25 protein-coding genes are annotated in these 24,670 nt (G+C 64.0%); 8 read left to right on the top strand and 17 right to left on the bottom strand.

All coding sequences use genetic code 11. The annotated features are described in order from the left end of the window. Positions 1–257 precede the first annotated feature (257 nt). A complete protein-coding gene (locus LB528_RS29095; RefSeq protein ID WP_224515909.1) occupies positions 258–605 on the bottom strand; it encodes an ArsC family reductase in 348 nt (115 codons plus the stop codon). Between the two features lie 172 nt (positions 606–777). Here LB528_RS29095 and LB528_RS29090 point away from each other — a divergent pair, with 172 nt between their 5' ends. Continuing rightward, positions 778–1,131, top strand: a complete 354-nt coding sequence (locus LB528_RS29090) for an ArsR/SmtB family transcription factor (protein ID WP_224515908.1) — start codon at positions 778–780, stop codon at positions 1,129–1,131. Beyond that, positions 1,128–1,607 (top strand): SRPBCC family protein, encoded by a 480-nt coding sequence (locus LB528_RS29085; RefSeq protein ID WP_224515907.1) that lies wholly within the window; start codon positions 1,128–1,130, stop codon positions 1,605–1,607. Before LB528_RS29090 ends, LB528_RS29085 begins: the two co-directional genes overlap by 4 nt. A gap of 98 nt (positions 1,608–1,705) precedes the next feature. Here LB528_RS29085 and LB528_RS29080 read toward each other — a convergent pair whose 3' ends face one another. From LB528_RS29080 to LB528_RS29040, 9 genes are all read right to left on the bottom strand, one after another. Beyond that, positions 1,706–2,059, bottom strand: coding sequence for a nuclear transport factor 2 family protein (locus LB528_RS29080; protein WP_224515906.1), 354 nt, complete (start codon positions 2,057–2,059; stop codon positions 1,706–1,708). A 130-nt stretch (positions 2,060–2,189) separates the two neighbouring features. After that, a complete protein-coding gene (locus tag LB528_RS29075; protein WP_224717171.1) occupies positions 2,190–2,555 on the bottom strand; it encodes a 2'-5' RNA ligase family protein in 366 nt (121 codons plus the stop codon). Positions 2,556–2,890: 335 nt separating this feature from the next. Continuing rightward, the gene (locus LB528_RS29070; RefSeq protein ID WP_224515902.1) at positions 2,891–3,877 is read right to left on the bottom strand and encodes a 2-dehydropantoate 2-reductase; all 987 of its coding nucleotides are present in this window, start codon (positions 3,875–3,877) and stop codon (positions 2,891–2,893) included. After that, on the bottom strand, positions 3,877–5,406 hold the full coding sequence (locus LB528_RS29065) for an acyl--CoA ligase (RefSeq protein ID WP_224717170.1): 1,530 nt from the start codon (positions 5,404–5,406) through the stop codon (positions 3,877–3,879). The genes LB528_RS29070 and LB528_RS29065 overlap by 1 nt, the downstream gene beginning before the upstream one ends. A gap of 50 nt (positions 5,407–5,456) precedes the next feature. After that, positions 5,457–7,043 carry a gamma-glutamyltransferase gene (ggt, locus tag LB528_RS29060; protein ID WP_224515896.1) on the bottom strand — a complete coding sequence of 529 codons (1,587 nt, stop codon included), beginning with the start codon at positions 7,041–7,043 and terminating at the stop codon, positions 5,457–5,459. Between the two features lie 21 nt (positions 7,044–7,064). Next, a complete protein-coding gene (locus LB528_RS29055) occupies positions 7,065–7,865 on the bottom strand; it encodes an ABC transporter permease (protein ID WP_224601245.1) in 801 nt (266 codons plus the stop codon). Continuing rightward, positions 7,862–8,785 (bottom strand): ABC transporter permease, encoded by a 924-nt coding sequence (locus LB528_RS29050; RefSeq protein WP_224717169.1) that lies wholly within the window; start codon positions 8,783–8,785, stop codon positions 7,862–7,864. Before LB528_RS29050 ends, LB528_RS29055 begins: the two co-directional genes overlap by 4 nt. After that, the gene (locus LB528_RS29045) at positions 8,782–9,861 is read right to left on the bottom strand and encodes an ABC transporter ATP-binding protein (RefSeq protein WP_224515889.1); all 1,080 of its coding nucleotides are present in this window, start codon (positions 9,859–9,861) and stop codon (positions 8,782–8,784) included. The genes LB528_RS29050 and LB528_RS29045 overlap by 4 nt, the downstream gene beginning before the upstream one ends. Before the next feature lie 77 nt (positions 9,862–9,938). Then, positions 9,939–10,979, bottom strand: coding sequence for an ABC transporter substrate-binding protein (locus LB528_RS29040; protein ID WP_224717168.1), 1,041 nt, complete (start codon positions 10,977–10,979; stop codon positions 9,939–9,941). A gap of 226 nt (positions 10,980–11,205) precedes the next feature. Here LB528_RS29040 and LB528_RS29035 point away from each other — a divergent pair, with 226 nt between their 5' ends. After that, complete coding sequence (locus LB528_RS29035; RefSeq protein WP_224717167.1) at positions 11,206–11,907, top strand: GntR family transcriptional regulator; 702 nt, start codon at positions 11,206–11,208, stop codon at positions 11,905–11,907. A gap of 16 nt (positions 11,908–11,923) precedes the next feature. On the opposite strand, the gene LB528_RS29030 is transcribed toward LB528_RS29035, so the two are convergent. The 6 genes from LB528_RS29030 to LB528_RS29005 form a co-directional block, all read right to left on the bottom strand. Continuing rightward, complete coding sequence (locus LB528_RS29030; protein WP_224717166.1) at positions 11,924–13,009, bottom strand: ABC transporter ATP-binding protein; 1,086 nt, start codon at positions 13,007–13,009, stop codon at positions 11,924–11,926. After that, complete coding sequence (locus tag LB528_RS29025; protein ID WP_224587984.1) at positions 12,999–13,607, bottom strand: cupin domain-containing protein; 609 nt, start codon at positions 13,605–13,607, stop codon at positions 12,999–13,001. The genes LB528_RS29030 and LB528_RS29025 overlap by 11 nt, the downstream gene beginning before the upstream one ends. A gap of 204 nt (positions 13,608–13,811) precedes the next feature. Continuing rightward, positions 13,812–14,882, bottom strand: a complete 1,071-nt coding sequence (locus LB528_RS29020) for an ABC transporter substrate-binding protein (RefSeq protein WP_224717165.1) — start codon at positions 14,880–14,882, stop codon at positions 13,812–13,814. A 27-nt stretch (positions 14,883–14,909) separates the two neighbouring features. Next, positions 14,910–15,728 carry an ABC transporter permease gene (locus LB528_RS29015; protein WP_224515876.1) on the bottom strand — a complete coding sequence of 273 codons (819 nt, stop codon included), beginning with the start codon at positions 15,726–15,728 and terminating at the stop codon, positions 14,910–14,912. Beyond that, complete coding sequence (locus LB528_RS29010; RefSeq protein WP_224515873.1) at positions 15,725–16,612, bottom strand: ABC transporter permease; 888 nt, start codon at positions 16,610–16,612, stop codon at positions 15,725–15,727. The genes LB528_RS29015 and LB528_RS29010 overlap by 4 nt, the downstream gene beginning before the upstream one ends. Positions 16,613–16,708: 96 nt before the next feature. Next, positions 16,709–17,992 carry an NAD(P)/FAD-dependent oxidoreductase gene (locus LB528_RS29005; RefSeq protein WP_224515871.1) on the bottom strand — a complete coding sequence of 428 codons (1,284 nt, stop codon included), beginning with the start codon at positions 17,990–17,992 and terminating at the stop codon, positions 16,709–16,711. Between the two features lie 199 nt (positions 17,993–18,191). On the opposite strand from LB528_RS29005, the gene LB528_RS29000 reads away from it, so the two are divergent. From LB528_RS29000 to LB528_RS28980, 5 genes are all read left to right on the top strand, one after another. Then, positions 18,192–19,349 (top strand): fumarylacetoacetate hydrolase family protein, encoded by a 1,158-nt coding sequence (locus LB528_RS29000; RefSeq protein WP_224515869.1) that lies wholly within the window; start codon positions 18,192–18,194, stop codon positions 19,347–19,349. A gap of 271 nt (positions 19,350–19,620) precedes the next feature. Next, a complete protein-coding gene (locus LB528_RS28995; protein WP_224717164.1) occupies positions 19,621–20,553 on the top strand; it encodes a substrate-binding domain-containing protein in 933 nt (310 codons plus the stop codon). 107 nt (positions 20,554–20,660) lie between these two features. After that, complete coding sequence (locus LB528_RS28990) at positions 20,661–21,647, top strand: ABC transporter permease (protein WP_224515864.1); 987 nt, start codon at positions 20,661–20,663, stop codon at positions 21,645–21,647. 4 nt (positions 21,648–21,651) lie between these two features. After that, positions 21,652–22,446: an ATP-binding cassette domain-containing protein gene (locus LB528_RS28985; protein ID WP_224515862.1), complete on the top strand. Its 795-nt coding sequence runs from the start codon at positions 21,652–21,654 to the stop codon at positions 22,444–22,446. 86 nt (positions 22,447–22,532) lie between these two features. Next, entirely contained in the window at positions 22,533–23,555 is a 1,023-nt protein-coding gene (locus LB528_RS28980; RefSeq protein ID WP_224717163.1) for a LacI family DNA-binding transcriptional regulator, read from the top strand. Between the two features lie 254 nt (positions 23,556–23,809). On the opposite strand, the gene LB528_RS28975 is transcribed toward LB528_RS28980, so the two are convergent. Next, on the bottom strand, positions 23,810–24,670 hold an 861-nt coding region (locus tag LB528_RS28975), incomplete at its 5' end, for a class I SAM-dependent methyltransferase (protein WP_224717162.1).

Below are 24,670 nucleotides of genomic sequence, written 5' to 3'. Positions count from 1 at the left end.
CGACATCGTTGGCGCGAGCCACCTCGAAAGCGCAAATTTCAAGCCATGCCAAAGCTATCTTAGCGCATATGCCCTCGCGGGGGAGGTGCCCGGCAGGGCAGAGGGGGGCTGTCCCTCCAGCGTCTCAATAATCAAACCGAATATCAAGGCAGGTTCGCGCTGGACACGTTGACCAACGCCGCGTTCCTTCACACCCCCCTCTGGCCTGCCGGCCATCTCCCCCGCAAGGGGGAAATTGGGGCTTCGGCGTCCCGCCTTTACTTCACCGCCTCCTCGTAAACCTCCGGCCTGAACCCCACTAATATCCGCTCGCCCATCTCCAGCACCGGCCGCTTGATCATCGTCGGCTTGGCGAGCATCAGCTGCTTCGCCTTCTTCTCGTCCAGCCCGGTCTTGTCTGCTTCCGGCAGCTCGCGAAAGGTCGTGCTGCCCTTGTTTAGCAGCTTTTCCCAACCGACCTTGCCGATCCAACCGCTGAGCTTGTCGGCCTCGATCCCCTCTGCCCGGTAGTCATGAAAGCGATACGGCACGTCACGGCTCTCCAGCCAGACGCGCGCCTTCTTGATCGTGTCGCAGGTGGTGATCCCGTAGATAGTAATGGTCAAGGCGGGCCTCTGTCAGATGGGTTTTCGAATCCGGCAGAAGCCTAGGCCGGCCCTATAAGCTTTGCCAGCGCTACGCGCCGGTGCGATTTTGGCCCTTGCCAATACTAAGGTTTTTTCCTAAGTATTTTCCTGCAAAGACCCTGACCGCCAGGCGGTCCCGGAAGGAACAGCTATGAGCCTGCAGACCGTCAGCCAGAACCCACCGCCCATCGACGGCATTTTTCGCGCGCTGGCCGATCCGACACGGCGGCGCGTCGTGGAGCGGCTGAACAGAAGTCCTGCCTCGGTCAGCGAGTTGGCGGAGCCGTTCGGCATGGCGCTCCCCTCCTTCGTCGAGCACCTGAAGGTACTGGAAGGTTGCGGGCTGGTGCAGTCGCAAAAGGCCGGCCGGGTCAGGACTTACAGCCTTTCGCCCGAGCCGCTGAAGCTTGCGGAAAACTGGCTCGCCGAACAGCGCGCGCTGTGGGAGCGCCGGCTCGACCAGTTCGACGCCTATGTGATGAACCTCAAGGAGAGTGAAAAGTGAGCTATCCGTTCAAGCCGAACCCGAAACTGGACCTGACGCTGGAGCGCTTCCTCGACGCGCCGCGCGAACTCTTGTGGCGCGCCTGGACGAGGCCGGAGCATGTCAAGCAATGGTTCACGCCGAAGCCATGGATCATCACCGATTGCGAGATCGACCTCAGGCGTGGCGGCCTGTTCCGCACGCGCATGCAATCGCCCGACGGCAAGGAGGTGAGCGACCGCCATTGCTGCTATCTCGAGATCGTGCCGAACGAACGACTGGTGTGGACCGACGCGCTGCTGCCGGGCTACCGGCCATCCGGCGAACCGTTCATCACCGCGGTCATCGCGCTGACGCCGGAGGGCAAGGGCACGCGCTACACCGCCACCGCCATCCACCGCGACGAGGCGACGCGCGACAGCCACGAGGAGATGGGGTTCTTCGATGGCTGGGGCACGGTGGCCGACCAGCTTGCCGGGTATGCGAAGACGATTTGAGCAGCAGACATGGCGGCCTGGATATGATCCGAGGCCGCCATGCCCGATCTTTCAAAATCATGCTGCGAAAGCCGTGCGCAGCCGAATGCCGGCAAGCCTCAGTAGTAGAAACGCTCTTCGCTGATCTTGCCGTTCTTGACGGTGTAGAGGCCAACCTCATCCATCTTGACGCGTTCGCCGGTCGATTTCGGCGTCACGTCGAAGCTGAAGCGCAAGGCGAACTGGTCGCCATTGACGTACGGCCCCTCGACCGAACCGCCATGAACCTCATGGTTCGCTTCCCACCACTCGCCCTTCTGCTTGACGGCTTCCTTGCCGCTGCAGACGGCCATCGGGCCGTCCATGGCTTCGTAGCTGACGATGTCGTCGGCATTGTATTTCGCGGCAGCGCCGTGGCTGTCGCCCCGCTTGAGGAGCTCGGTGAAATCTTTGGCAATTTCCGCAGTGGTCATGATTTCCTCCCGGTTTGGACCAGACATCAAGTAGGTATCGATCGTTCGCCTGCCACCGACGTCCGGCTCCGCAGGTGACAAATCGTGTCAGGATGGTGGCGCTGCCGACGATAAGGATGCTTTGAGATGCTTACATGACAGCATGGGCATCATCCTGGCCGTTCAGCTGCCAAGTTCCGGGGAACGTATATTCCCCCTGGTGGCTATGGATCAGCGCAAAATTCCGCACTCTCCAGCTGACGGGTTCAACCAGCCGTTCCTGAATTTTCGGCACCTCGTCTCTGTCGCGGAGCAAAGTCACGTGCGGCTCTAACCTATTAGTCACGAAATCGCGCAGCGGGCTGTCGTGCACGATCGCCGAAAGTTTGCGCCAGAAGTGTTGCAGCGCTGGGGAATGATCGCTGCTTCGAAGCACCAGCGCGCCACCACCAAAGGCAGACAAACGGTCGAAGGAAACGTCGAAGGCTTTCGCTGTACCAGCGAGCCAACGCGACAAGCCGTCTCAACTACATACGGGGATTTGCCGTCGCCGAGACCCATCAAGGTTACGTGCGTCTGCTTGGCGGGAGTTAGCCAAGCTTTGAGCAGCCCATACTCCCGACAATAGCACTCGCCTCGATGTGCTAGCACAGCATTGGTGGGCTCTTCGACCAGGACTCCATAAAACAGATGCGGCTCTTTCGGCTGCCTCCGATTCCTGCTCATCCTCAACTCGCCCCAGCCGAAATAAGTTTGGCCATTGTCGTGCGTCCCGAATGTAGGCTCTCCGTTCATGGCTGATCCCTTTCGGATATCGTCCAAAGGGCCAGATTAGAACAAAACAAGAACAAACTACAAGGGAGAATAACACCCGCGCTCGATCGCAAGCCGCCGCACCAGCGCCAGCACGGTATCGATGGTCGGCGTCGGTTGGCCGGTCAGGCGGCCGAGTTCCTGCACCGCGGTGACCAGCGCGTCGATCTCCATCGGACGGCCGCGCTCGAGATCCTGCAGCATCGAGGTCTTGTGCTCGCCGACATCGCCGGCCCCCTTGATGCGCCGATCGACCGGGATGAGGAAGCGCACGCCGAGTTGCTCACCGATCGCCTGCGCCTCCAGCATCATGGCTTGGGCAACGGCGCGTGTGGCTTCGTCGGCGACGATGGCCGCAAGCGTGCTGCCGGTCAGTGCCGAGATCGGGTTGAAGGAGAGATTGCCCCAGAGTTTCACCCAGATCTCCGAGCGGATGTCCTCGCGCACCGGCGCCTGCAGTCCGGCCTTGACCATTTCGCGGGCAAGCGCGGCGACGCGCTCGCTCTTCTCGCCGGAAGGTTCGCCCAGCGAAAAGCGCGTGCCCTCGACATGGCGGATCAGGCCCGGCGCATCGACCTCGACGGCGGGATAGACGACGGAGCCGATGACACGTTCCGGTCCGATGCGCTGCCAGATCGCGCCACCGGGATCGACTGCGTTGAGCCGCGTGCCTTCGAGCGCGCCGCCCGCCTTGTAAAAATACCACCAGGGCACGCCGTTCTGCATGGTGACGACGGCTGTCCCCTCGCCCAAGAGCGGCGCGATCTCGCCCAGCGCGGGGGCCAGCGAATGCGCCTTCAGCGCCAGCACGACATAGTCCTGCACGCCAAGTTCCTCGGCGCGTGCCGCCGCTTTCACCCGCGCCACCGTTTCCTTGCCGTCCTCGATCAGGCGCAGGCCGTCGGCCTTGATCGCCTGCAGGTGCGCGCCGCGCGCCATGATCGACAGATCAACAGAACCGGAGATCGCCAGCTTCGCGGCGAGGTAGCCGCCGATCGCGCCAGCGCCAAAGACTGTAACGCGCATCAGGCGAGCCCGAGCTTGGCCGCCAGCCCGATGCGCTGCAGCTTGCCCGTCGCGCCCTTCGGGATCTCGTCGAGGATCACCACTTTGCGCGGCACCTTGAAGTCGGCGAGTCGGGTCGATGCAAAGCCGCGGATGTCGGCCTCGCTGGCGCTCTGGCCTTCGCGCAGCACGACGGCAGCCGCCACTTCTTCGCCCAGCTTGTCATGCGGCATGGCGAAGGTGACGACCTGCGCCACCGCGGGATGATCCATCAGCACGCCGTCGATCTCCAGCGGCGAAATCTTCTCGCCGCCGCGGTTGATGATCTCCTTCAGCCGGCCGGTGACACGCAGATAGCTATCCTCGTCGAGCACGCCCTGGTCGCCGGTGTGGAACCAGCCATGGGCGAAGGCGCTGGCATTGGCATCCGGGTTCTTCTCGTAGCCTGCCGTGACGTTCGGTCCGCGAATGACGATCTCGCCGACCTCGCCGGGTTTGAGCAGCCGACCGTCCGGCGCCATGACGGCGACTTCCGGTCCGGCCGACGCACCGACGCTGCCGGGCTTGCGCAGTCCGGGCGGCAAACGGTTGGACGCCATCTGATGCGCGGCCTCCGTCATGCCGTAGGCCTCGATCACCGGGCAGCCGAAGGTCACTTCGAGCTCGGCCATCACTTGCGCCGGCAGCGAAGCGGACGACGAGCGGATGAAGCGCAGCTTCGCCTCGGCGAGCTGTTCGGGATTGCGAGCGGCGCGCGGCAGGATCGCCTGATGCATGGTGGGCACGGCCGTGTACCAGCTGGGCTTTGCTTCGGAGAGCCACTGGAAGAAGCGCAGCGCGTTGAAGCCCGGTGTGCAGAAGACGCTGCCGCCGGCGGCGAGCGAGGACAGCACCGCCGCGATCAGCCCATGGATGTGAAACAGCGGCATGATGTTGAGGCAGCGATCAGCCGGCGTCAGGCCGAGCGTCGCGCCGATATGCCTTGCCGACGCGGCGAGATTGGCGTGGCTGAGCGGCACCAGTTTCGGACGCGACGTGGTGCCGGAGGTATGCAGAAGGAGTGCGACATCGCCATCGGCGGCCAGGCCCGAGGCGACCGGCGGCCCGGCGGGATCACCCTCGATCGCGAACACGCCGGCCGGCGCGCCTTCCGGCACCATCAGCCGCAGCACCGGGATGCCCAGGCGCTCGGCGATTTCGACCGAAGGGCCCTGCTCGTCCTTGCCTACGAGGATGGCCTTGACGCCGATATCGCTGAGATAAAAATCGAGCTCGTCGGCCCGGTAGGCCGGATTGAGCGGCGCGGTCGACGCGGCGGCGGCCACGGCGATGAAGGCCGTCGCCATTTCCGGGCCGTTCGGCAGCACGATGGCGACGCGATCGCCGCGGCCGATGCCGAGCGCGTTGAGCCGAGCAACAGTCTCATGGATCAGTCGCCGCAGCCCGCCATGCGAGAGTGCCGCCCGTTCTGGTGCGGCGATGGCCGGCGCGTCGTCGGTGCCGGGTGCAAGTCGATGGGCGAGATCGGTGGCGTTTTCGCTGTTTGTCATGGCTCCAGACTATGTTTCGAACGATCGGCTTATGTCCAGTAAAGGCCTGCTCAATATCCGAGCGCCAGGCCGTCCTTGCGCGGATCGGACGCGCCGGTCAGCGTGCCCTTTTCCCAATCGATCAGCACCGCCTGACCGCCGCCCAGCGGATGACCGGGCTCCACCACCTTATGGCCGAGCCGGCGCAGGCCTTCGATCGTCTCGGCGCGCACGCTCCGCTCTGCCTCGACGACATCGTGATTGTAGAACACCCGGGCCGCATCGATCGCCTGCTGCGGGTCCATGCCGAAGTCGATCATGTTGGTCAAAAGATGCACATGGCCGAAGGGCTGGTAGCCGCCTCCCATCACGCCGAAGGGCATGAGGGCGCGGCCATCCTTCGTCATCATGCCCGGCATGATCGTGTGCATCGGCCGCTTGCCGGGCGCTATCGCATTCGGATGTTTCGGGTCGAGGCGGAAGCTCGAGCCACGGTTCTGCAGCACGACCCCGGTCTTCGGGCCGACCACGCCGCTGCCGAAGGAATAATAGGTCGAGTTGATGAAGCTCACCGCATTGCGCTCGCGGTCGACGACGGAGATATAGACCGTGTCGCTGCCCGGAAGATCGAGACGCGGCAGATCGGTCATGGCGCGCTCGGGATCGATCGCGGCGCGCAGGCTGTCGGCATAGGCGCCGGAAAGCAGCGCCTTGACCGGCACATCGACATGATCCTGATCGGCGAAAAACGCATCGCGATCCTGATAGGCGAGCCGGCCCACCTCAATCTCGAGGTGCAGGCGCGCGGCGCCGTCCGGATCGAGCTTGTTCAGCTCAAAGCCCGAGAGCAGGTTCAGCATCAGAAGCGCGGTGAGGCCCTGGTTGTTGGGCGGCAGCTGGTGGATGTCGTAGCCGCGATAGGAGGTGCTGACCGGGGTCCGGTAATCGCCCCTGGTGGCGGCGAAATCGTCGAGCGTATGCAGGCCGCCGAGCGCGCGAAGCCGTCCGACCAGATCCTCCGCAACCGCGCCTTCGTAGAAACCGGCGCGGCCCTTCTTCGCGATGATGCGCAGCGTCTCCGCCAGCTCCGGCTGGCGATGAACATCGCCGGCCTTCGGCGGCTTGCCGTTCGGCAGGAAGATGCGGGTGGCCACCTCGTCGGCCGTCAGGTCGGTCTCGGGATCCCTCCAGTCGAAGGCGACGCGGTCGTGCACGACATAGCCTTCTTCCGCGTAACGAATGGCCGGAGCGAGCGCGTCGGCCAGGCCCTTGCGGCCATGATCCTCCAGCAGCCGACACCAGGCGTCGACGGCGCCTGGGATGGTGACAGCGTGCGGACCCTGCTTCGGAAGCTCGCTGAATCCCTTGTCCAGATACCAGTCGACCGTCGCGGCCTTTGGCGCACGGCCCGAGCCGTTGAAGGCAAGCACGTTCGCATCGCCCTTGGGGCAATAGAGGACAAAGCAGTCGCCGCCGATGCCGGTCGATTGCGGCTCAACCACCGCCTGCACCGCGGCCGCGCAAACCGCGGCGTCCATGGCGTTGCCGCCCGCGCGCAGCATGTCGATTGCCGCAAGCGTGGCGAGTGGATGCGAGGTCGCGGCCATGGCCTCGGCGGCGCGGACCGGCGAGCGGCCGGGGAACTGGAAGTCACGCATGCTGTTCAAGGTATCCCTGTATCAACGTCCGCGGCCGAAAAGCTGGGCAGCGGACAACAAGACGATCGATAGCACGATCAGGCAAGTCGAAATGGCGGCGATCGTCGGATCGATCTGATCGCGCAGCGCATTGAACATGCGCCGCGTCAGCGTCGTGGTCTCGCCGCCGGAGATGAACAGCGACACCACCACCTCGTCGAAGGAGGTGATGAAGGCAAACAGCGCGCCCGAGACGATCGAGAAGCGTATCTGCGGCATCGTCACCTGGAAGAAGGCGGAGAAGCGGCCGGCGCCGAGACTGCGCGCCACCATCTCCTGGTTCATGTCGTAGGAGCGCAACCCCGAAAGGACTGTCAGCACGACCAGCGGCAGCGCCTGCACTGTGTGCGCGATGACGAGGCCGGTCAGCGTGTTGTTGAGGCCGATGCGGGCATAGAGGAAAAAGGTTCCGATGCCGATCAGGATGACCGGGATGATCAGCGATGCCGTGAGCAGCGCGTTGATCGCGCCGGTCAGCCGCAGTGTGCGGGCGTTGATGGCGTATGCGGCGGCGGTGCCGAGCAGCGTTGCGACGATTGCCGTCATGACCGCAACCTTGACCGATACGACGGTGGCGTCGCGCCATTCGACCGAGCCGAAATAGCTTTCATACCAGCGCAGCGACCATTCCTGCGGCGGGAACTCCAACAGCGACGAGCCGGAAAAGGACATGATGACGATGATCACCGACGGGGCGATCAGGAACAGCATGACGAGGCCGCCGAGCGCATAGAGCCACAGGCGCTGCCGATGCGAGATGGGCAGGGCATTTTCCATACTCATCGCTCGCTCCACACACCGGTCGCGCGGGCGCCGAGCAGCCAGTGGAAGAGGCCAAGCAGTGCCAACGTAACGGCGAGCAGCACGACGCCGAGGGCAGCGCCCGCACCCCAATTGGAATAGAGGCTGGTGGTCTGCTCCATGCGCATCGCCCACATGATAACCTTGCCGCCGCCCATCAGCGCCGGCGTGACGAAGAAGCCGAGGCACAGCACGAAGACGATGACCACGCCCGAGGCCAGGCCGGGCAGCGACAGCGGGAAGAAGACCTGCCGGAAAGTCGCGGCCGGGCTGGCGCCGAGATTCATACCGGCGCGCAAGCAGTCGACGTCGATGGTCTTCATCGAGGCGTAGAGCGGCAGCACCAGGAAGGGCAGCATGATGTGGGTCATGCCGATGACGACGCCGGCGAAATTGTTGGCGAGTGGCAGCGGCTGGCCAATGACGCCGAGATCCGTCAGCCATGTGTTGACCAGCCCCTTGCGCTGCAGGATGACGAGCCAGGCATAGGTGCGCACCAGCACCGAGGTCCAGAACGGCAGGATGACGAAGATCAGGCAGACCCCGGCGGCGCGGCGCGGCAGTTGCGACAGCATATAGGCCAGCGGATAGCCGAAGAGCACGCAGGCGCCGGTGACGATGAAGGCCACCTTGAAGGTGGTGACGAAGGTCTTGATGTAGGAGGCCTGCTCGAAGAAGCGCGCATAATTGGCGGCGCTGAACTGGCCGCTCTCGTCGAACAGCGAAAGCCAGAACAGCCAGCAGATCGGCACGATGATGACCGCGAAGACCAGAAGCAGTCCGGGCGACAAAAGCGCGAGCAGGCCCCGCGCTTCCCGCCGCGCGTCGGCGCGCAAGGCATCGGTATTGAGCGCCCCATCGGGCCGTCCAGCGTGATCGAGGCTGACGGAAGCAAGGCTCATTGGTCCGCCACCAACACCACGTCCTGCGCATCGATGCCGAGCATTATCGGCTCGCCCGGCGCCGGCAGTCTCGCCAGCACGTCGGAACGGCAATAGTCGCGCAATATCACCTGCCGGCCGTCCTTGAGCGCCGCATAGCAGACGAAGCTGTCGCCCTGGTAGATGACGTCGCCGACCGTTGCCGGCAGCGCATTGATATCGTCAGTCTGTTCGCCAGCGATCAGGCGCAGCTTCTCCGGCCGCACCACCATCAGGTGCCGGCCCGAGGACGGCATTGGATCCGTCATGCGCAGCTTGTTGCCTTCATGCCAGACGCCGCCATTGCGGCATTCAACCGGAATGAAGCTGGATTCGCCGATGAAGCCGGCAACGAACTTTGTTTTCGGCCTGGCGTAGAGGATCTCGGGCTGATCGATCTGCTCGATGCGTCCGGCATTCATGACGGCGACGCGGTCCGACATGGTGATCGCCTCACGCTGGTCGTGGGTGACGTAGACCGTCGTCATGCCGAGCCGGCGGTGCAGGTTGCGCAGCTCAATCTGCATGTGCTCGCGCAGGCCCTTGTCGAGCGCTGACAGCGGCTCGTCCATCAAGACGATGCGCGGCTCGAAGACAATGGCGCGGGCCAAGGCCACACGCTGGCGCTGGCCGCCGGAGAGCTGGTCGACACGGCGCTCGCCGAGGCCTTTCAGTTGCACAAGGTCCAGCGCCCTCTCGACACGCTCGGCCGTTTCGGCCGTCGACACGCGGCGCTGCTTCAGCGGAAAGGCGATGTTGTGGAAGACGTTCATATGCGGAAACAACGCATAGTTCTGGAACACCATGCCGATGTTGCGCTTGTGCGGCGGCATGGTGATGATCTCCTCACCGCCGACCTTGATGGAGCCGGCATTGGCCCGCACGAAGCCGGCCAGGATCATCAAGAGCGTCGTCTTTCCCGAGCCGGACGGCCCGAGCAGCGTCAGGAATTCGCCGGCCGCCACATCGAGGCTGAGATCGCTGAGGATGGAGACAGCACCGAAGCGCTTCTCGATACCGCTGATGCCGATGGGAAGCGCGGACTGCGCGAGAGACAAGAGCATCTCCTTCAACTCCGGATCATTTTTCGCGAAACGATGCGAAGCGGCGCCTCGTGGACGCCGCTCCGATATCGTTATTGCTGGATCAGGTTGTTGAATTTCTCGGTCGCCTCGACGAGGGTATCGCGCCAGAAGGCGGGATCCTGCAGCACCTGTTTCTTTACGTTCTCCGGCGCGGAATTGATGTCCTTGATGCGCTCGGGCGGAATCTTGCCGGTCTCGAAGGCCTTCTCGTTGGCCGGGCCGTTGTCGACATAGAGCGGCAGATTGGCTTGGAGATCGGGGCTGACGAACTTGGCCAGCGCCTTCATCGCGATGTCCTTGTTTTTCGAGCCTTTCGGGATGACCATGCAGTCGGCGGTGAGCACGCCCTGATCGAAGGAGAAGCTGACCGGCGCGCCTTGCTTCTTCAGCGTGCCGGCGCGGCCGTTCCAGATACTCGCCATGTCGACCTCGCCGTCCTTCACGAGCTGCATGGCCTGCGCGCCGGAGGTCCACCAGGCATCGATATGGCCCTTGACCTTGTCGACGGATTGCAGCGCGCCGTCGATGTCGACCGGATAGACCTTGTCGATCGGAATGCCCTTGGCTAAAGCGGCGACGCTCAGCGTCTCCGTTGCCTGGCTGCCGGAGAGCGCGCGGCGTCCAGGGAATTTCTCGACATTCCAGAAATCGGCCCAGGTCTTGGGGCCCTTGTCGCCGAAGACATCGGTGCGATAGATCAAAACCACCGAGGTGTAGGAGATGCCGACCCAGTCGTCATGAACAAGCTTCGGGTTGATGCCGCTCTTGTCGATGACGTTGTAATCGAGCTTCTCGAACAGGCCTTCCTTGGAGCCGCGCGCGCATTCGTCGGCGCCGAGTTCGGTGATGTCCCATTTCACGGCATTGCCGGTGACCTGCAGCCGCACGTCGTCGAGGCCGCTGGTGGTATCCTGCTTGATGGTGATGCCGAGTTCCTTGGCCGTTGGATCGAAAAACGCCTTGGTCTGCGCTTCCTGATAAGTGCCGCCCCATGAGGCGACGGTGATGGTGTCGGCGGCCGATGCCGGAACGGCGACCGTGGCCAGCAGGCCGGCGACGGCCAGACCGTGAATACAGAGTCTCTTCGTCATTTTCGCTTCTCCAACCGGTGTTCCCGTTATCGTTGATTTGGTATGCGAATTTGTATACAATTTTGAGTGTAATTCGCCGGAAGCCGATGTCAACATGGAGCATCGGGTTTTTTGGTGGTGGGGGAAGCAAGACGGTTCGGAGCGGCCGCTCGCCCTGAACCGGCTTGTTCAGGCAGACGCTAAAAGGCACTAGACTGCGATTCCATGACTGACCGTTGGAGGACGCTTGAGTAAGGAGAGAAAGAACACGCTGCGCGACTCGGTGTTCGAGGCGCTGAAGGCGTTGATCATCACCGGCCAGATCCCGCCGGGCGGCCGCGTGACGGAAAACGAGATCGCCGAGCGTCTGAAAGTCAGCCGCACGCCGGTGCGCGAGGCCTTCAACCGGCTGGAGCGCGACGGGCTGGTGATCGGGCGGCCGCGCCAGGGCTATGTGGTGGCCGAGTTCAACCTGACCATGTTCCGGGAGGCCTTCGACATCCGCGAGATGCTCGACGGGCGCGCGACCGAGCTGGCGGCGGCCAACGCCACCGCCGCCGACAAGGCACGGCTGCGCGAGATGCTCGCCGAATGCGAGCGGCTGGCGGCGATCCCCGACCGCAGCACCAGGGAGAAATTCGAGGAGCTCCAGGTCGGCATCGACCTGCACCGTGTGATCGCCGAAATCAGCGGCAATGAGATGCTGCATGGCATGCTTTGCGGCATCCTCGACAAATGCCAGCAATATGTCTGGACGGAGCTTCTGTGGCTGGACGAATGGAAGCTCACCCGCGAGGAACATGCCGGCATCGTCGATGCGATCTGCGCCGGTGACGTCACGCTGGCCGGCGAGCGCGCCCGCGCGCATGTCCGCGGCTCGCGCGAGAACATCCTGCGCCTGCTGCAGGCCAAGTCCGACTATCAGGGATTCTTTGCCAAGGCGTCTTGAGCCTAGGCCCGTTCCATCAGCTGGAAAGCATGGGGCAATTGGCGCCACGCCGCAGGCTGACATGCGCTACGTCGCCGACGCCGAATTGAGAACCGTCGGCCCGGCGCGGCGCATCGATGACGATCGCTATGCCTTGCCCGAGCTCGGCGTGGAGGCGCAGCGTGCGGCCGTGGAAGACGACGCCGCTGACCCGTGCCGGCGCGGTGCCTTCGCCGGCTTCACCAGCAACCAGGAGATCTTCCGGGCGCACGCCGATGGTGCGCATGTCGCCGGCGGCCGGCCTATCGCTATTGTCGGAAGTCGCCTCCAGCGGCAGGTCGCCGGCGGCAAAGCGCAGGCGCTCGCCGTCGCGGCCGACGAAGCGCGATTGCAACAGGTTCATCGTGCCGATGAAGGAGGCTACGAACCTTGTCGCGGGCCGATCGTAGAGCGTGGCCGGCGGCGCGATCTGCTCGATGCGGCCCTTGTTCATGACGACGATGCGGTCGGAGATAGACAGCGCCTCGGTTTGATCGTGCGTGACCATGACGAAAGTGGTGCCGAGACGCGACTGCAGCCGCTTCAGCTCGACCTGCATCTGCTCGCGCAGATGCGCGTCGAGCGCCGACAGCGGCTCGTCGAGCAGAAGCACGCGCGGCTCGCAGACGATGGCGCGGGCTAAGGCGACGCGCTGGCGCTGACCGCCGGACAATTCCGAGACGCGTGCGCGCAGCTTGTCGGCTAGGCCGACCATGTCGAGAGCCTCGCGGACCTGTTTGGCCTGCTCGGCGCCGGTGAGTTTGCGCAGCGACAGGCCGAAGCCGACATTGGCCGCGACGTCCATATGCGGAAACAGCGCATAGTCCTGGAAGACGGTGTTCACCGGCCGGTCGAATGGCCGCAGCCCGGTGATGTCGCGGCCTTCGAGCAGGACGTTGCCGCTCGAGGGGCTTTCGAAGCCGGCGATGACGCGCAAGCTCGTCGTCTTGCCGCAGCCGGAAGGGCCGAGCAGGGTCAGGAACTCGCCCGCGGCAATGTCGAGATCGACCGTATCGAGACCGACCACACCACCCGGAAAAACCTTCGAGACTTTAGCGAGACGAACGAGCGCGTCAGGCGCCATCGCGCACCTCGGACGGTTTCGTCGTGTTGACCCACAGGATCTGGCAGCGCTCGGCGCCGGGATTGCGGAAGGCATGCAGCAGCGTGCTCTTGAAGGCGAAGCTGTCGCCGGCTTTCAGCACATAGGTTGTGGCGTCCACCACCAGCTCGACTTCGCCGGTCATGACGAAGCCGAATTCGTGGCCGGCATGGGCGTAGGCTTCCGCCGTGCCGCCGCCGGCCTCCACGGTGACCAGCATGCCGGTGAGCGTGGCGGCGGGCGGCGACAGCAACGCCTTGGCGATGCCTTCGGATTTTACCGGGATCGAGCGGCGCTTGTCGGCACGCACGCAATAGAGATCGTTGACCGCTTCATTGCCGTCCGTGATCAGCGCCGACGGTTCGATGTCGAGCGCCGCCGCCAGCGGCCAGATCACCTTGACGCGCAGCGAGGACATGCCGCGCTCGATCTGGCTCAGCGCGCCGATGGAGATGCCGGCCTTGGCCGCGAGCTCGGCCAGCGACAGCTTGCGTTCGAGGCGCAATGCCCGCACGCGCCGGCCGACACGGATATCGGCATCGTCTTTCGGCTTTGCCGCCGCTTCGTCAAGAATGTCCATCTGTTCGTCCTTGTTGTCTTTCCACCGGTGCGGCGCAACGCCGCCAGGCTCCCCTTCTCCCCCTGTGGGAGAAGGTGTGGCCGAAGGCGACGGATGAGGGGTGCTCCAGCTTGGCGACGACGGCGATCCGTCCAACACCCCTCATCCGTCTCGGCGCTATCGCGCCGATCCACCTTCTCCCACAAGGGGAGAAGGGGGAGCTAGTCAGCCCCCTGCCTTCACCTTTTCGAACATCTTCGCCACGTCGTCATTCTGCTTCATCGGGCCGGTGAAGATGGTGCTCTTCAGCATCACCTCCGGATCGGCAGGCAGCTGCAGTTTCTCCAGCTCCTCCTTCGACACGCCGGCGAAAGCGGTCGAGAGGGAGCTGCCATAGCCATAGGACTGGATAAGGAATTTGCCGGAGTCGGCGTCGAGCCGGCTGTTGATGAAGTCATAGGCGAGATCGACGTTCTTGGCGTCCTTCAGCATGACGAAGCCGCAGGCCCAGGTCAGCATGCCTTCCTTCGGCTTCATGAACTCGACCGGCACGCCCTGCTTCTTCAACGAGGTCGCCGACGCATTCCAGGTCATGGCGGCGACCAATTGGCCGCTGGCCAGCGCCTGCTCGACCGAGGTCATGTCGGTGGTGTAGCTCGACAGCAGCGGCCGCTGCTCGCGCAGCTTTTCGGCCACCTTGTCCATCTGCTCCGGTGTCATGTCGAAGGGGTTCACGCCCGCCAGAAGGGCCGCGACGATCGGAGTGTCGTGCACGGCGTCGATGGTCGCCATGCGGCCGGCATATTGCTTGTCCCACAGAAGGTTCCAGCTCGCCTCGGGGCTCTTCACCAGATCGGTGCGGTAGAGGATCGAGGTGTTGCCCCAGTCCCAGGGCACCATCCACACCTTGCCGTCGCCGGCCTGCAGGTCGGGCAGGTTCTTGAACACCGGGAAGATCGAATCCCAGTTCTTGATGCGCTTGGTGTCGATCGGCTGCAGCAGGCCTTCCTTGTTCCAGCGCGCCACCTTGTCGTAGCAGGGATGCGCGATGTCAGGCCTGAAGCCGGCCTTGACCTTGGTGAAGGCGTCGTCGTCATCGCCGAAGATCGTCGCCTCGACGCCATCGGGATGAGCGGCAAGGAAGCTCTTGTTGAAGTCGGGCAATTCGTAGCCCGACCAGGTGAAATATTGCAGCTTGTCGGCGGCAAGTGCGACTGTCGACGACAGTGCGAGCGCCAGTGCGGCAAGGCCGGCTCGGGCTTTTTGTCCGGTGAGCGATTTCAGGTGGACTATCATTTTCGTTCTCCTCTTCTTTGTTGTGGTTCAGGCTGGATTGCGACGCGCGGCGCCGAGGCCGCGATGGCGAAGGATTTCGGCTGTGCCGGCGATGATGACCGACACGGCGAGGATCACCGTGCCGAGCGCCATGACGGTCGGCAGCGAGCGCGGAAAGCGCAGCTGGCTCCAGATGTAGAGCGGCAGCGTCGGCTCGGTGCCGGCGAGGAAAAAGACGACGATGAACTCGTCGAAGGAAATCAGGAAGGAGAGCATGAAAGCCGACAGCACGGCGGGCAAGCTGAGCGGCAGCATCACGCGCCGGAACGTCGTCCAGTCGGAAGCGCCGAGGTCGAGAGCCGCCTCGCGGATCGTCTTCGGGATGGCGGCGAAGCGGCTGCGCATCACCACGACCGTCGTCGGCAACGCGACGAGGATGTGGCCGAGCACGATGGAAACGCGCGATGGGCCGAGGCCGATCAGATTGACCAGGATCAGCAGCGAAATGCCGACGATGACGCCGGGGATCAGGATCGGCAGCCGGGCGATGGCGCTGATCGTGGCGGCAAGCGGCGAACGGCCATAAAGGTCCATATAGGAAACGGTGATGCCGCAGAGCGTCGCGCCGAAGGCAGCGATGACGCCGATGACCAGGCTGTTGGCCAGGGCGCCGGACAGCGCCGGATTGCCATAGAGCGTCCGGTACCATTCGAGCGTGAAACCCTGCAGCGGAAACGCCGCCTGGATCGAGTTGTTGAAGGAAAACAGCGGGATCAAAAGCACCGGCAGATACAGGAAGACGAGATAGCCAAGCACGTAGAGGCCGAGCCAGCCGCCGCCTGCGTTGGTGCCGGCCCGGGCGCTCATGTGCGGCTGCCGAACCGGCGATCGGCGCCGCGCGCTACCAGCACCACGCAGAGGATAACCAGCATGACGCAGACCGAGAGCGCGGCGCCGAACGGCCAGTCGTTGGCCTTGCCGAATTGCGACTGGATCAGCGTGCCGATCATGGTGCTGGCCGGGCCACCGACCATGGCCGGCGTGACATAGTCGCCGATGGTCGGCACGAAGACGACGAGCGCCGCCGCCAGCACGCCCGGCATCGAATTGGGCAACACGACGCGGCGGAAGCTGGTGAAGGGCCGCGCGCCGAGATCGGATGCGGCTTCAAGCAGCGATTTCGGGATCGTATCCAGCGCCACGTAGATCGGCAGGATGGCGAAAGGCGCGTAGGCGTGGGCGAGTGTCACCACGACCGCAGCCGGCGTGTTGAGGAAGGCGAGCGTCGGCTCCTTCCAAAGGCCGCTTTCGATAAAGGCGGAATTCAGCACGCCATTATAGGCAAGCACAATCTTCCAGGCGAAGACGCGCAGGAGATAGCTGGTCCAGAAGGGCAGCGTGACCAGGAAGAGCAGCAGGTTGCGGCGGCGGCCGGCATGGAAGGCGAGGTAATAGGCAACCGGATAGGCGGTGACGACGGTCGCCAGCGTCACCACGCCGGCAATCACCAGCGAGCGCAGCGTCACCGTCCAGTAGAGCGGATCGGTGGCCACGGTGATGAAATTTTCGACCGTCAGGCCAACCCCGAGCAGCGAACCGTCATTTCCCCTGAAGGCGAGAAAGACCACCAGGCCAAGCGCGAACAGGATGAGGAAGAAAGTGACCAGCCCGCCCGGCAGCAGCATGGCGAAGCGGAAGACCGGTGAGATACGGGTTTCCGGCGATGGCCGCGCTGCAACGATGGTCGACATCAGAGTGCCTATTGGCTCCATCGGATTTTTGAAATCGGCTAATGTTTTTTCATATTTATGAAAGTGTCAAGCAGATTCGCTTGTGCGCATTCGGCATCAACGCTCGAACGCGTCGAGCATGCGGTACCAGGTGATTGCCGCGGCGACGCCGACTTGGCGGAAGGCGTGGAACGGGATCGGCCGGATCGGCGAAAGCGGGAAAGGCAATTGGCTGACGTCCCCGGTCGCGAGGTAACCGGCCATGCGCTTGCCGAGCGCGCTCATCAGGCCGACGCCCCTGCCCTGGCAGCCGACGACCGCGAGCAGGCCCTTTTCCGGCTCATGCAGGTGCGGCAGGTGATCCGGCGTCAGCGCCACGCGGCCGAACCAGCGCTTTTCGATGGCGATGCCGGCAAGCGCCGGATAGAGGCGGGTGAGCGCGCGTTCGCAATGCGCCCAATCGGCCGCGCTTGAAGGCAGCGCCATGCGGCCACGGCCGCCCAGCACCATCCGGCCATCGGGACTCCGGCGGTAATAGACGAGGATGCGGCGGGAATCGGAAACGGCCTGACCGCCCGGCAGGATGCTTGCGGCAAGCTCGGCCGGGAGCGGCGCGGTGGCGATCTGGAAGGAATGCAGCGGCACGATTGTTTGCGCGAGGCCAGGCAGAAGGCCGTCCGTATAGGCGTTGGTGGCGAGCACGACCGACCTGGCGCGCAACTCGGCACCGCCTTGCGTCGAGACTCGCCAGGCGCCGGCTTCGTTGCGGAGCTTCACCACGCGCTGCTGCTCGGCGATTCTGGCGCCGGCGGCCAAGGCGACGCGGGCGAGCTCGAGCGTGTAGGACAGCGGATCGATGACGCCGGCCCGGCTGTCCAGCCAGCCGCCGAGATACCCTTTGGCGCCGGTCATGGCCGCGATCTCGGCCCGGTCAAGCAATTTGACGTCGGCACCCCGCGAGCGCCATTGGCGGTCCCGGTTCGCTGCCGCGATCAAAGCGGTCTCGGTGTGCGCGGCCTGGATCCAGCCGTTGCGCGTGAACGGCACCGCCAGCTTCTCGTCTCGGATCACGTCGAACACGGCATCGGCCGTCGCGGCGGCGAACGCGACGAGGGCTTCGCCGCGCTCCTTCCCGAAGTGTTCGATCAGCCACTCCGGATCGTATTTGAGGCCGGGAATGACCTGGCCGCCATTGAGGCCTGAAGCGCCCTGCCCGATCAAGCCGGCATCCAGCACCTGAATGGAAAGGCCCGCGCGCGCCGCATGAAGTGCGGTCGACAGCCCCATGATGCCGCCGCCGACAATGACCACGTCCAGCGTGGCACCGGCCGAAAGCTCCGACTGGAACGCCGTGGCCGCCTGGGGCTTTCGCCAGATCGGATCGGAAAAGCCTGCGGCCAAGAGGATCACCTAACGCGCTGGAGCTTGGTGAAAATTCTATTGCATATTTCATAGATTTGAAAGAACGCTTCGATGGGCCAGTTCGGTTGTGGCTGTGTGACAGCACATGCATGGTCATAAATGTTGCGGCTGGCGGGATAGACGTTTCCGCGAAATCGGGGAAAAGTGCCGCGCGCGAAAAATTGAGAGGAATGATGCCATGACCGATCCGACCCGCTTGCCCGCCGATGGAATTTTCGTCGGCCGCGCCAAGACCAGCGCCGCTTCCCATCCGCTGGTGGTGACGGTGCGGGACGGACAGGTCATCGACGTCACCTCGAGCGCGGCGCCTACAGTGCGCGATCTTTGCGAGTTGAAGGATCCGGCTGACTATCTGCGCTCGGCCAAGGGCAAGGCGATCGGCGCGCTGGAAGAGATCGCGGCGAACAGCTTCGAGGCCAAACGTGACGCCGGGAAGCCCATCCTGCTCTCGCCCGTCGACCTGCAGGCGGTGAAGGCCTCCGGCGTCACCTTCGTCGTCAGCCTGCTCGAGCGCGTCATTGAGGAACAGGCGCGCGGCTCGGCCGAAAAGGCCGACGCCATCCGCGCCGACATCGCCGGACTGATCGGCCACGATTTGTCGAAGCTCAAGCCCGGCTCGCCGGAAGCGATGGAGATCAAGGCCAAGCTGATCTCGCGCGGCGCCTGGTCGCAATATCTCGAAGTGGGCATCGGCCCGGACGCCGAGATCTTCACCAAGTGCCAGCCGATGGCTTCCGTCGGCTTCGGCGCCGATGTCGGCCTGCATCCTGTCTCCACCTGGAACAATCCGGAGCCCGAGATCGCCATGATCGCCGACAGCTCGGGCCGCATCGTCGGCGCCACGCTCGGCAACGACGTCAATCTGCGCGACGTCGAAGGGCGCTCGGCGCTGCTGCTCGGCAAGGCCAAGGACAACAACGCCTCCGCTTCGCTCGGGCCGTTCGTCCGCCTGTTCGACGAGACATTTTCGATCGCGGACGTGAAGCGCGCCACGGTGCGGCTCAGCGTCGAGGGCGAGGACGGCTTCTCGCTGGAGGGCGCGAGCTCGATGGCCGAAATCAGCCGCTCGCCGGAGGAACTGGTCAAGGCGGCAATGGGACCGCACCACCAGTATCCGGACGGGCTGGCGCTCTATCTCGGCACCATGTTCGTGCCTTCGAAGGATCGCGGCGAGAAGGGCAAGGGTTTTACGCACAAGGTCGGCGACATCGTCACCATCTCGTCGGAAAAGCTTGGCGCGCTCACCAATCGCGTGCGCCTGTCGCCCGACTGCCCACACTGGACCTATGGCGCCAGCCACCTGATGCGCGACCTGGCTAAGGCGGGGCTGATCTAAAGCCGCACCAGACAGCGGTTGCTTCGAGGCCAATCCGTGCAGCGGATGGCCGATGGTGCCGCTTGCCCAACGAATATCGCCGCAGCTGATGCAATCTGATGGGATTGCTGATGGCGCCCGCGCCTGTGCCAACATCCATTGGCGATGGAGGCTTGCCAGCGCCGCAAAAAAGAGAATGCTCTAGACGTTCCGGTCGGCGCCGGCAGGAGGTGCGGTCCAAGGCCGCGTCGCGCTGATCCAGGAGGAGAGTTTCAACATGGGAGGAAATCGAATGCTTTCGCGGCTAAGACTGCTCGTGCTTGGCTTCATCGCCATGCTCGCCATTCCGGCGATGGCTGAGGCCAAGACGTTCTACTGGATTTCGCATGGCGGCCCGGCCGATCCGGTCTGGACCTACTTCCTGGCCGGCGCCAAGCAATGGGCGAGCGACACCGGCAACAAAGTGAACACCTCGTTCCACAATGGCGATGTGGCGTCACAGCAGGAGGCCGTCCGCGCCGCCATCTCGGCCAAGGCCGACGGCATCGTCACCACCAGCCCCGATCCGGGCAGCCTTGTCGAGATCGTCAAGGAAGCGCGCGCGGCCAATATCCCGATCATCAACTTCAACACGCCCGATCCGAAGGCCAACTTCAACGCCTATGTCGGCGGCGACAATGTCACCTTCGGCAAGCACTGGGCGCAATACCTGGTCGACAAGGGCCTGGTGAAGAAGGGCGATTTCGTCTGGATGCCGGTCGAGGTCCCCGGAGCCACCTATGGCGTGCAGGAAGAGGAAGGCATCAAGAGCGTGTTCGGACCCGCCGGCATCACCTATGAGGTGACCGAAGCGACGCTCGATCAGGCCGAAGTGATCAACCGCATGGTCGACTATCTCACCGCCCACAAAGGCAAGGTGAAGGCGATCATCGGCCTCGGCGATCTTGTCACCGGCTCGATCAAGCGCGTGTTCGACCAGGCCGGCGTCAAGCCGGGCGAAATCCCGGTCGTCGGCTGGGGCAACTCGCTCGACACCACGCAGGAAGTGCTGAACGGCTACGTCAATGCCGGGCAGTGGCAGGACCCGCAGGCGACCAGCTATGTGGCGCTTTCGCTGGCCAACATGGCCGCCAGCGGCATCCCCCCAGGCTTCAACGTCATCACCGGCGCGCTCTATGAGAAGGACACCGCCGGCGTCTACGACAAGATCCTGTCCGGCAAATAATCCCTGACATTTGCAGTCGCGGCCTTCGGGCCGCGACCGCTTTCCTGTACCGTCGAGCCCTGTCTGGTCGGAGCGGGCTTCAGCCAATCATTCACGCCGCGGGCTCAATGGAAAACCGTTCCTTCATTCAAAGTTTCATCGCGCGAGCGGAATTCGGTCCGCTGGTGCTGCTTATCGTCGAGCTCGTCGTCTTCTGGGGTATCAATCCCGACTTCCTGTCGCCGCAGAACATTTCGAACATCCTGGCCTTCACCGTCGAGCTCGGCCTGATCGCGCTGGCGATGACGCTCCTGATGACATCGGGCGAATTCGATCTTTCGGTCGGCTCGTTGTTCGGCTTCTCGCCAGTGCTGATGTGGACGCTCTTCAACAGCGGCGTCACTTCGCTGGAGATGGGCCTGCTGATCGCGCTGATCGTTGCTGCCCTGATCGGGCTGGTGAATGGCTGGTTTGTCACCCAGCTCAAGATCCCGTCCTTCCTCGTCACGCTCGGCATGCTGCTGGTCGTGCGCGGCTCGGCGCTGTTCATCACCGACGGCTTCCCGCAGCGCACCTGGAGTGCGGAAGGCAGCTGGCTGGCGAACATCCTGGTCGGCGATTTCTATCTCGGGCCCTTCCGCATCTATGCATCGCTGTTCTGGTTCATCGGCGCTGCGATCGTGCTGGGCTATGTGCTGACGCAGAGCCGGACCGGCAACTGGATCCAAGCCGCCGGCGGCAATCCGAACGCGGCCCGCGCGCGCGGCGTCAACGTCAGCCGCGTCAAGGTCGGCCTGTTCATCCTTTCGGCGGTGATGGCTTCCTTGGCCGGGGTGATCTCGTCGCTGCGCACCTCCGCGGCCAACCCCAACAGCGGCACGGGCTACGAGCTCGAGGTCATCGCCATGGTGGTGATCGGCGGCACGGCGCTGACCGGCGGGCGCGGCACCATCGTCGGCACGGTGCTCGGCATCCTGATCCTGCGCGTGATGCGCAACGGCATCGTGCTGATCGGCGTGCCGGGGCTCGCCTACAATATCTTCATCGGCGCGATCATTCTCGGCATGATGGCCCTGCATTCATGGCTCGAACGCCGGCACCAGGCGGGGACTTAAGACGATGGCCGAGCCTCTGATCCGCATGACAAACATTCGCAAGTCCTACGGGCGCGTGCAGGCGCTGGTGGACGCCAATTTCCACGTCAATGAAAAGGAGATCGTCGGCCTGCTCGGCGACAACGGCGCCGGCAAGTCGACGCTGATCAAGGTGCTCTCGGGCGCCGTGCCGCTGACCAGCGGCGACATCTTCATCCGCGGCAAGAAGGTCACGCTGCGCAGCACCAGCGATGCGATCGCGCACGGCATCGAGACGATCTACCAGGACTCGGCGCTGGTCACGCAGCTGTCGATCGCGCGCAACCTGTTCCTCGGGCGCGAGCCGATCAAGGCGCCGCGCTTCCTCAACCGCATGGACCAGGACGCAATGAACGCGGTGGCGCGCGACCTGCTCAGGCAGGTCGGCATCACCAAGAACATCCCGCCGACGACACCGATCGGCTCATTGTCGGGCGGCGAGCGGCAGGCCGTGGCGATCGCGCGCGCCATGCATTTCGACAGCGATCTCATCATCCTCGACGAACCGACCAACAATCTCGGCGTCGCCGAGACGCAAGGGGTCCTAAGCTTCGTGCGCAGCGCCCGCGATTCCGGCCATTCCTGCATCTTCATCGCGCATAACATCCATCACGTCTTCCAGGTGGTCGACCGCATCGTGGTGATGCGCCGGGGCAAGGTGGTGGCCGACGACATCGATCCGAAAAAGACAACGGTCGCCGAGGTCGAGCGCGTCATCACCGGCATGTCGGACAAGGAAATCCGCGACGCGATTTCCGACAGCCGGCAATCGCATGGCTGAGGGCTGACCGCAGGCCGATCGGCTGCCGGCAGCCCCTTCACGCCCGCCGCTGGCACAGGATTGCATCAGCGCCTATGACTGGACCCATGAAAGCCACCGTAGCCGATATCGCCCGGAGCTGCGGCCTGTCGACCGCGACCGTCGACCGAGTGCTCAACAACCGCCCAGGCGCAAGCGCGGCCAATCGGCAGCGCGTGCTGGAAGCGGCCAAGCAGCTCGGTTATCTGCCGACGCTCGACCAGGTCGTGCTGCCGTCGAAGCCGGCGCATCTCGAATTCTTCCTCCCGATCGGATCCAACGCCTTCATGGCCGATCTCGCCCATCACATCGAGGACTATGCCCAGCGTCTGCCGCTGGTCGCTTCCTGCCGCATCCACAACCTTGCCGGCATTTCGCCGGGCGCGCTGCAGAGCGCTCTGGAGAATCTGTCGCTCAAGGCCAACGGTGTCGGCATGATCGCTGTCGATCATCCGCGCACGCGCAACATCCTGCGCGAGTTGGTCGATGCCGGGATCAGGCTGGTTACGCTGATCTCGGATGTGCCGGCGGCACCCCGCTCAGCCTATGTCGGCATCGACAACCGGGTGGCGGGCCGCACGGCGGCGCTGCTGATGGGCCGCTTCCTTGGCGACCGCACCGGACATCTGGCGATGGTGGTCGGCTCGCGCTCCTATCGCGGCCACGAGGAGCGCGAGATGGGGTTTCGTTCGGTGCTCGCCGAAGACTTTCCCAACCTCACGGTCTCAAGCGCCACCGAGAGCAATGACGACCCGGACGCCAGCTATCGCGCGACCATCAAGGCGCTGCACAACGAACCGGAGCTGCTCGGCATCTATTGCGTCGGCGCCGGACGGTCCGGCGTGGCCAAGGCCTTGCTCGAGGTCAAGCCACGCAAGAAGCCGGTCTTCATCTGCCACGACCTGACCAAAGAAACACGGCGCTATCTCGTCGACGATCTCGCCGACGTTGTCATCGACCAGAATGCGCGGCTGATCGCCGAGCAGTCGGTGATCCGCCTGCTCGGCTCCATCGCCTCGTCGGCGCCGTACCTGACCAAGAAATTCATCGAGCCGCGGCTGATCTTCAAGGAAAACGTGCCGGTGCAGTAGCGCGGGCGGCCGTTCGCTTATTTGTCTGACGATTGATCCCGCAATTCTGCACAGCAGCTATGCAGGTTTCGCAATTGCCGAATCGTTAGGCACCTCGTATTTATCTGGGTGTCGGCCGTCTCCTCCTCCCAGATGTGATGCCGACGCTGAGTGCGGTACACCTCCTCCCGTGCCGTATTCGAAATCGAGCCCGCTGCCACCTCCTCCCGGCAGCGGGCTTTTTCTTTGCGTGCCAAAGGCGGAGGCGAAGCCACCTAGCCTTTCGCCGTCACTAGATTGGAGCTGAGTTCGAAAGCGACTCCCGATCCATCCGCATAAGACTGCAGCACGGGCGCGCTCCCGCTCATGATGTCCTCCACGACGTGCTTGCGTTCCTGATCGGCCATCGCCTTGCCGGCGGCGCTCATGCCGACCAGGGCCATCGTGTTCAACCGCAGGAGAGGCGCCCCGTCCTCTAAGCGTATCCTGCGCGATATTGTCCTTGATCGGACGTCGTGGAAACCGGCGTCCCGGAGCAGCGCCTCGATCAGCGCCGCATTCCCAAAGCTGTGGCGCAGGTCCACCACTGGACCGAGGAGGCGCTCGGCGCGGCGGAGATCCCGAAAGAAGGGGATTTCATCATCGGGGCGCCACGTGGCAACGGCCAGCCGGCCACCCTGCGCCAGTGCTCGCCGCATCTCCGCCGCCGCAGCGGATTTGTCGGGAAAGAACTGGAGCCCTTGTTGACAGACGATCACGTCGAACTGCTCTCCGTCATGGAGGGGCAGTGCACCGGCATTACCTACGCGCCAATCGATGTCTGGCGCCACGGTGCGCGCGACAGCAAGCATATCTGCATTGATGTCGATGCCGAGGACATATCCGGCGGCGCCGAGCCGTTCCCTGGCAACCCGGGCAACTATTCCCGTGCCGCAGGCGATGTCCAACACACGATGGCCTGGAGACAGCTTCAGTTCTTCGAAGGTCACTTCTGCCCAGGGGCGAAAGAGAGGACCCACGAGCCAGCGCTCATACATCTCGGAAAACTTGCCTGACCCATAGTCTCTCATGTTCCCTGTCAAGATTGAAGGCAAGAAGGCTCGCCTGCTTGGCAGGTTTGCCATGCAGTCGGATCG

The sequence above is a fragment of the Mesorhizobium sp. CA4 genome (assembly GCF_020165075.1).
Taxonomy (GTDB): Bacteria; Pseudomonadota; Alphaproteobacteria; order Rhizobiales; family Rhizobiaceae; genus Mesorhizobium.
The sequence above is the reverse complement of the archived record's forward strand: the minus strand, read 5'-3'. Positions and strand labels throughout refer to the sequence as shown.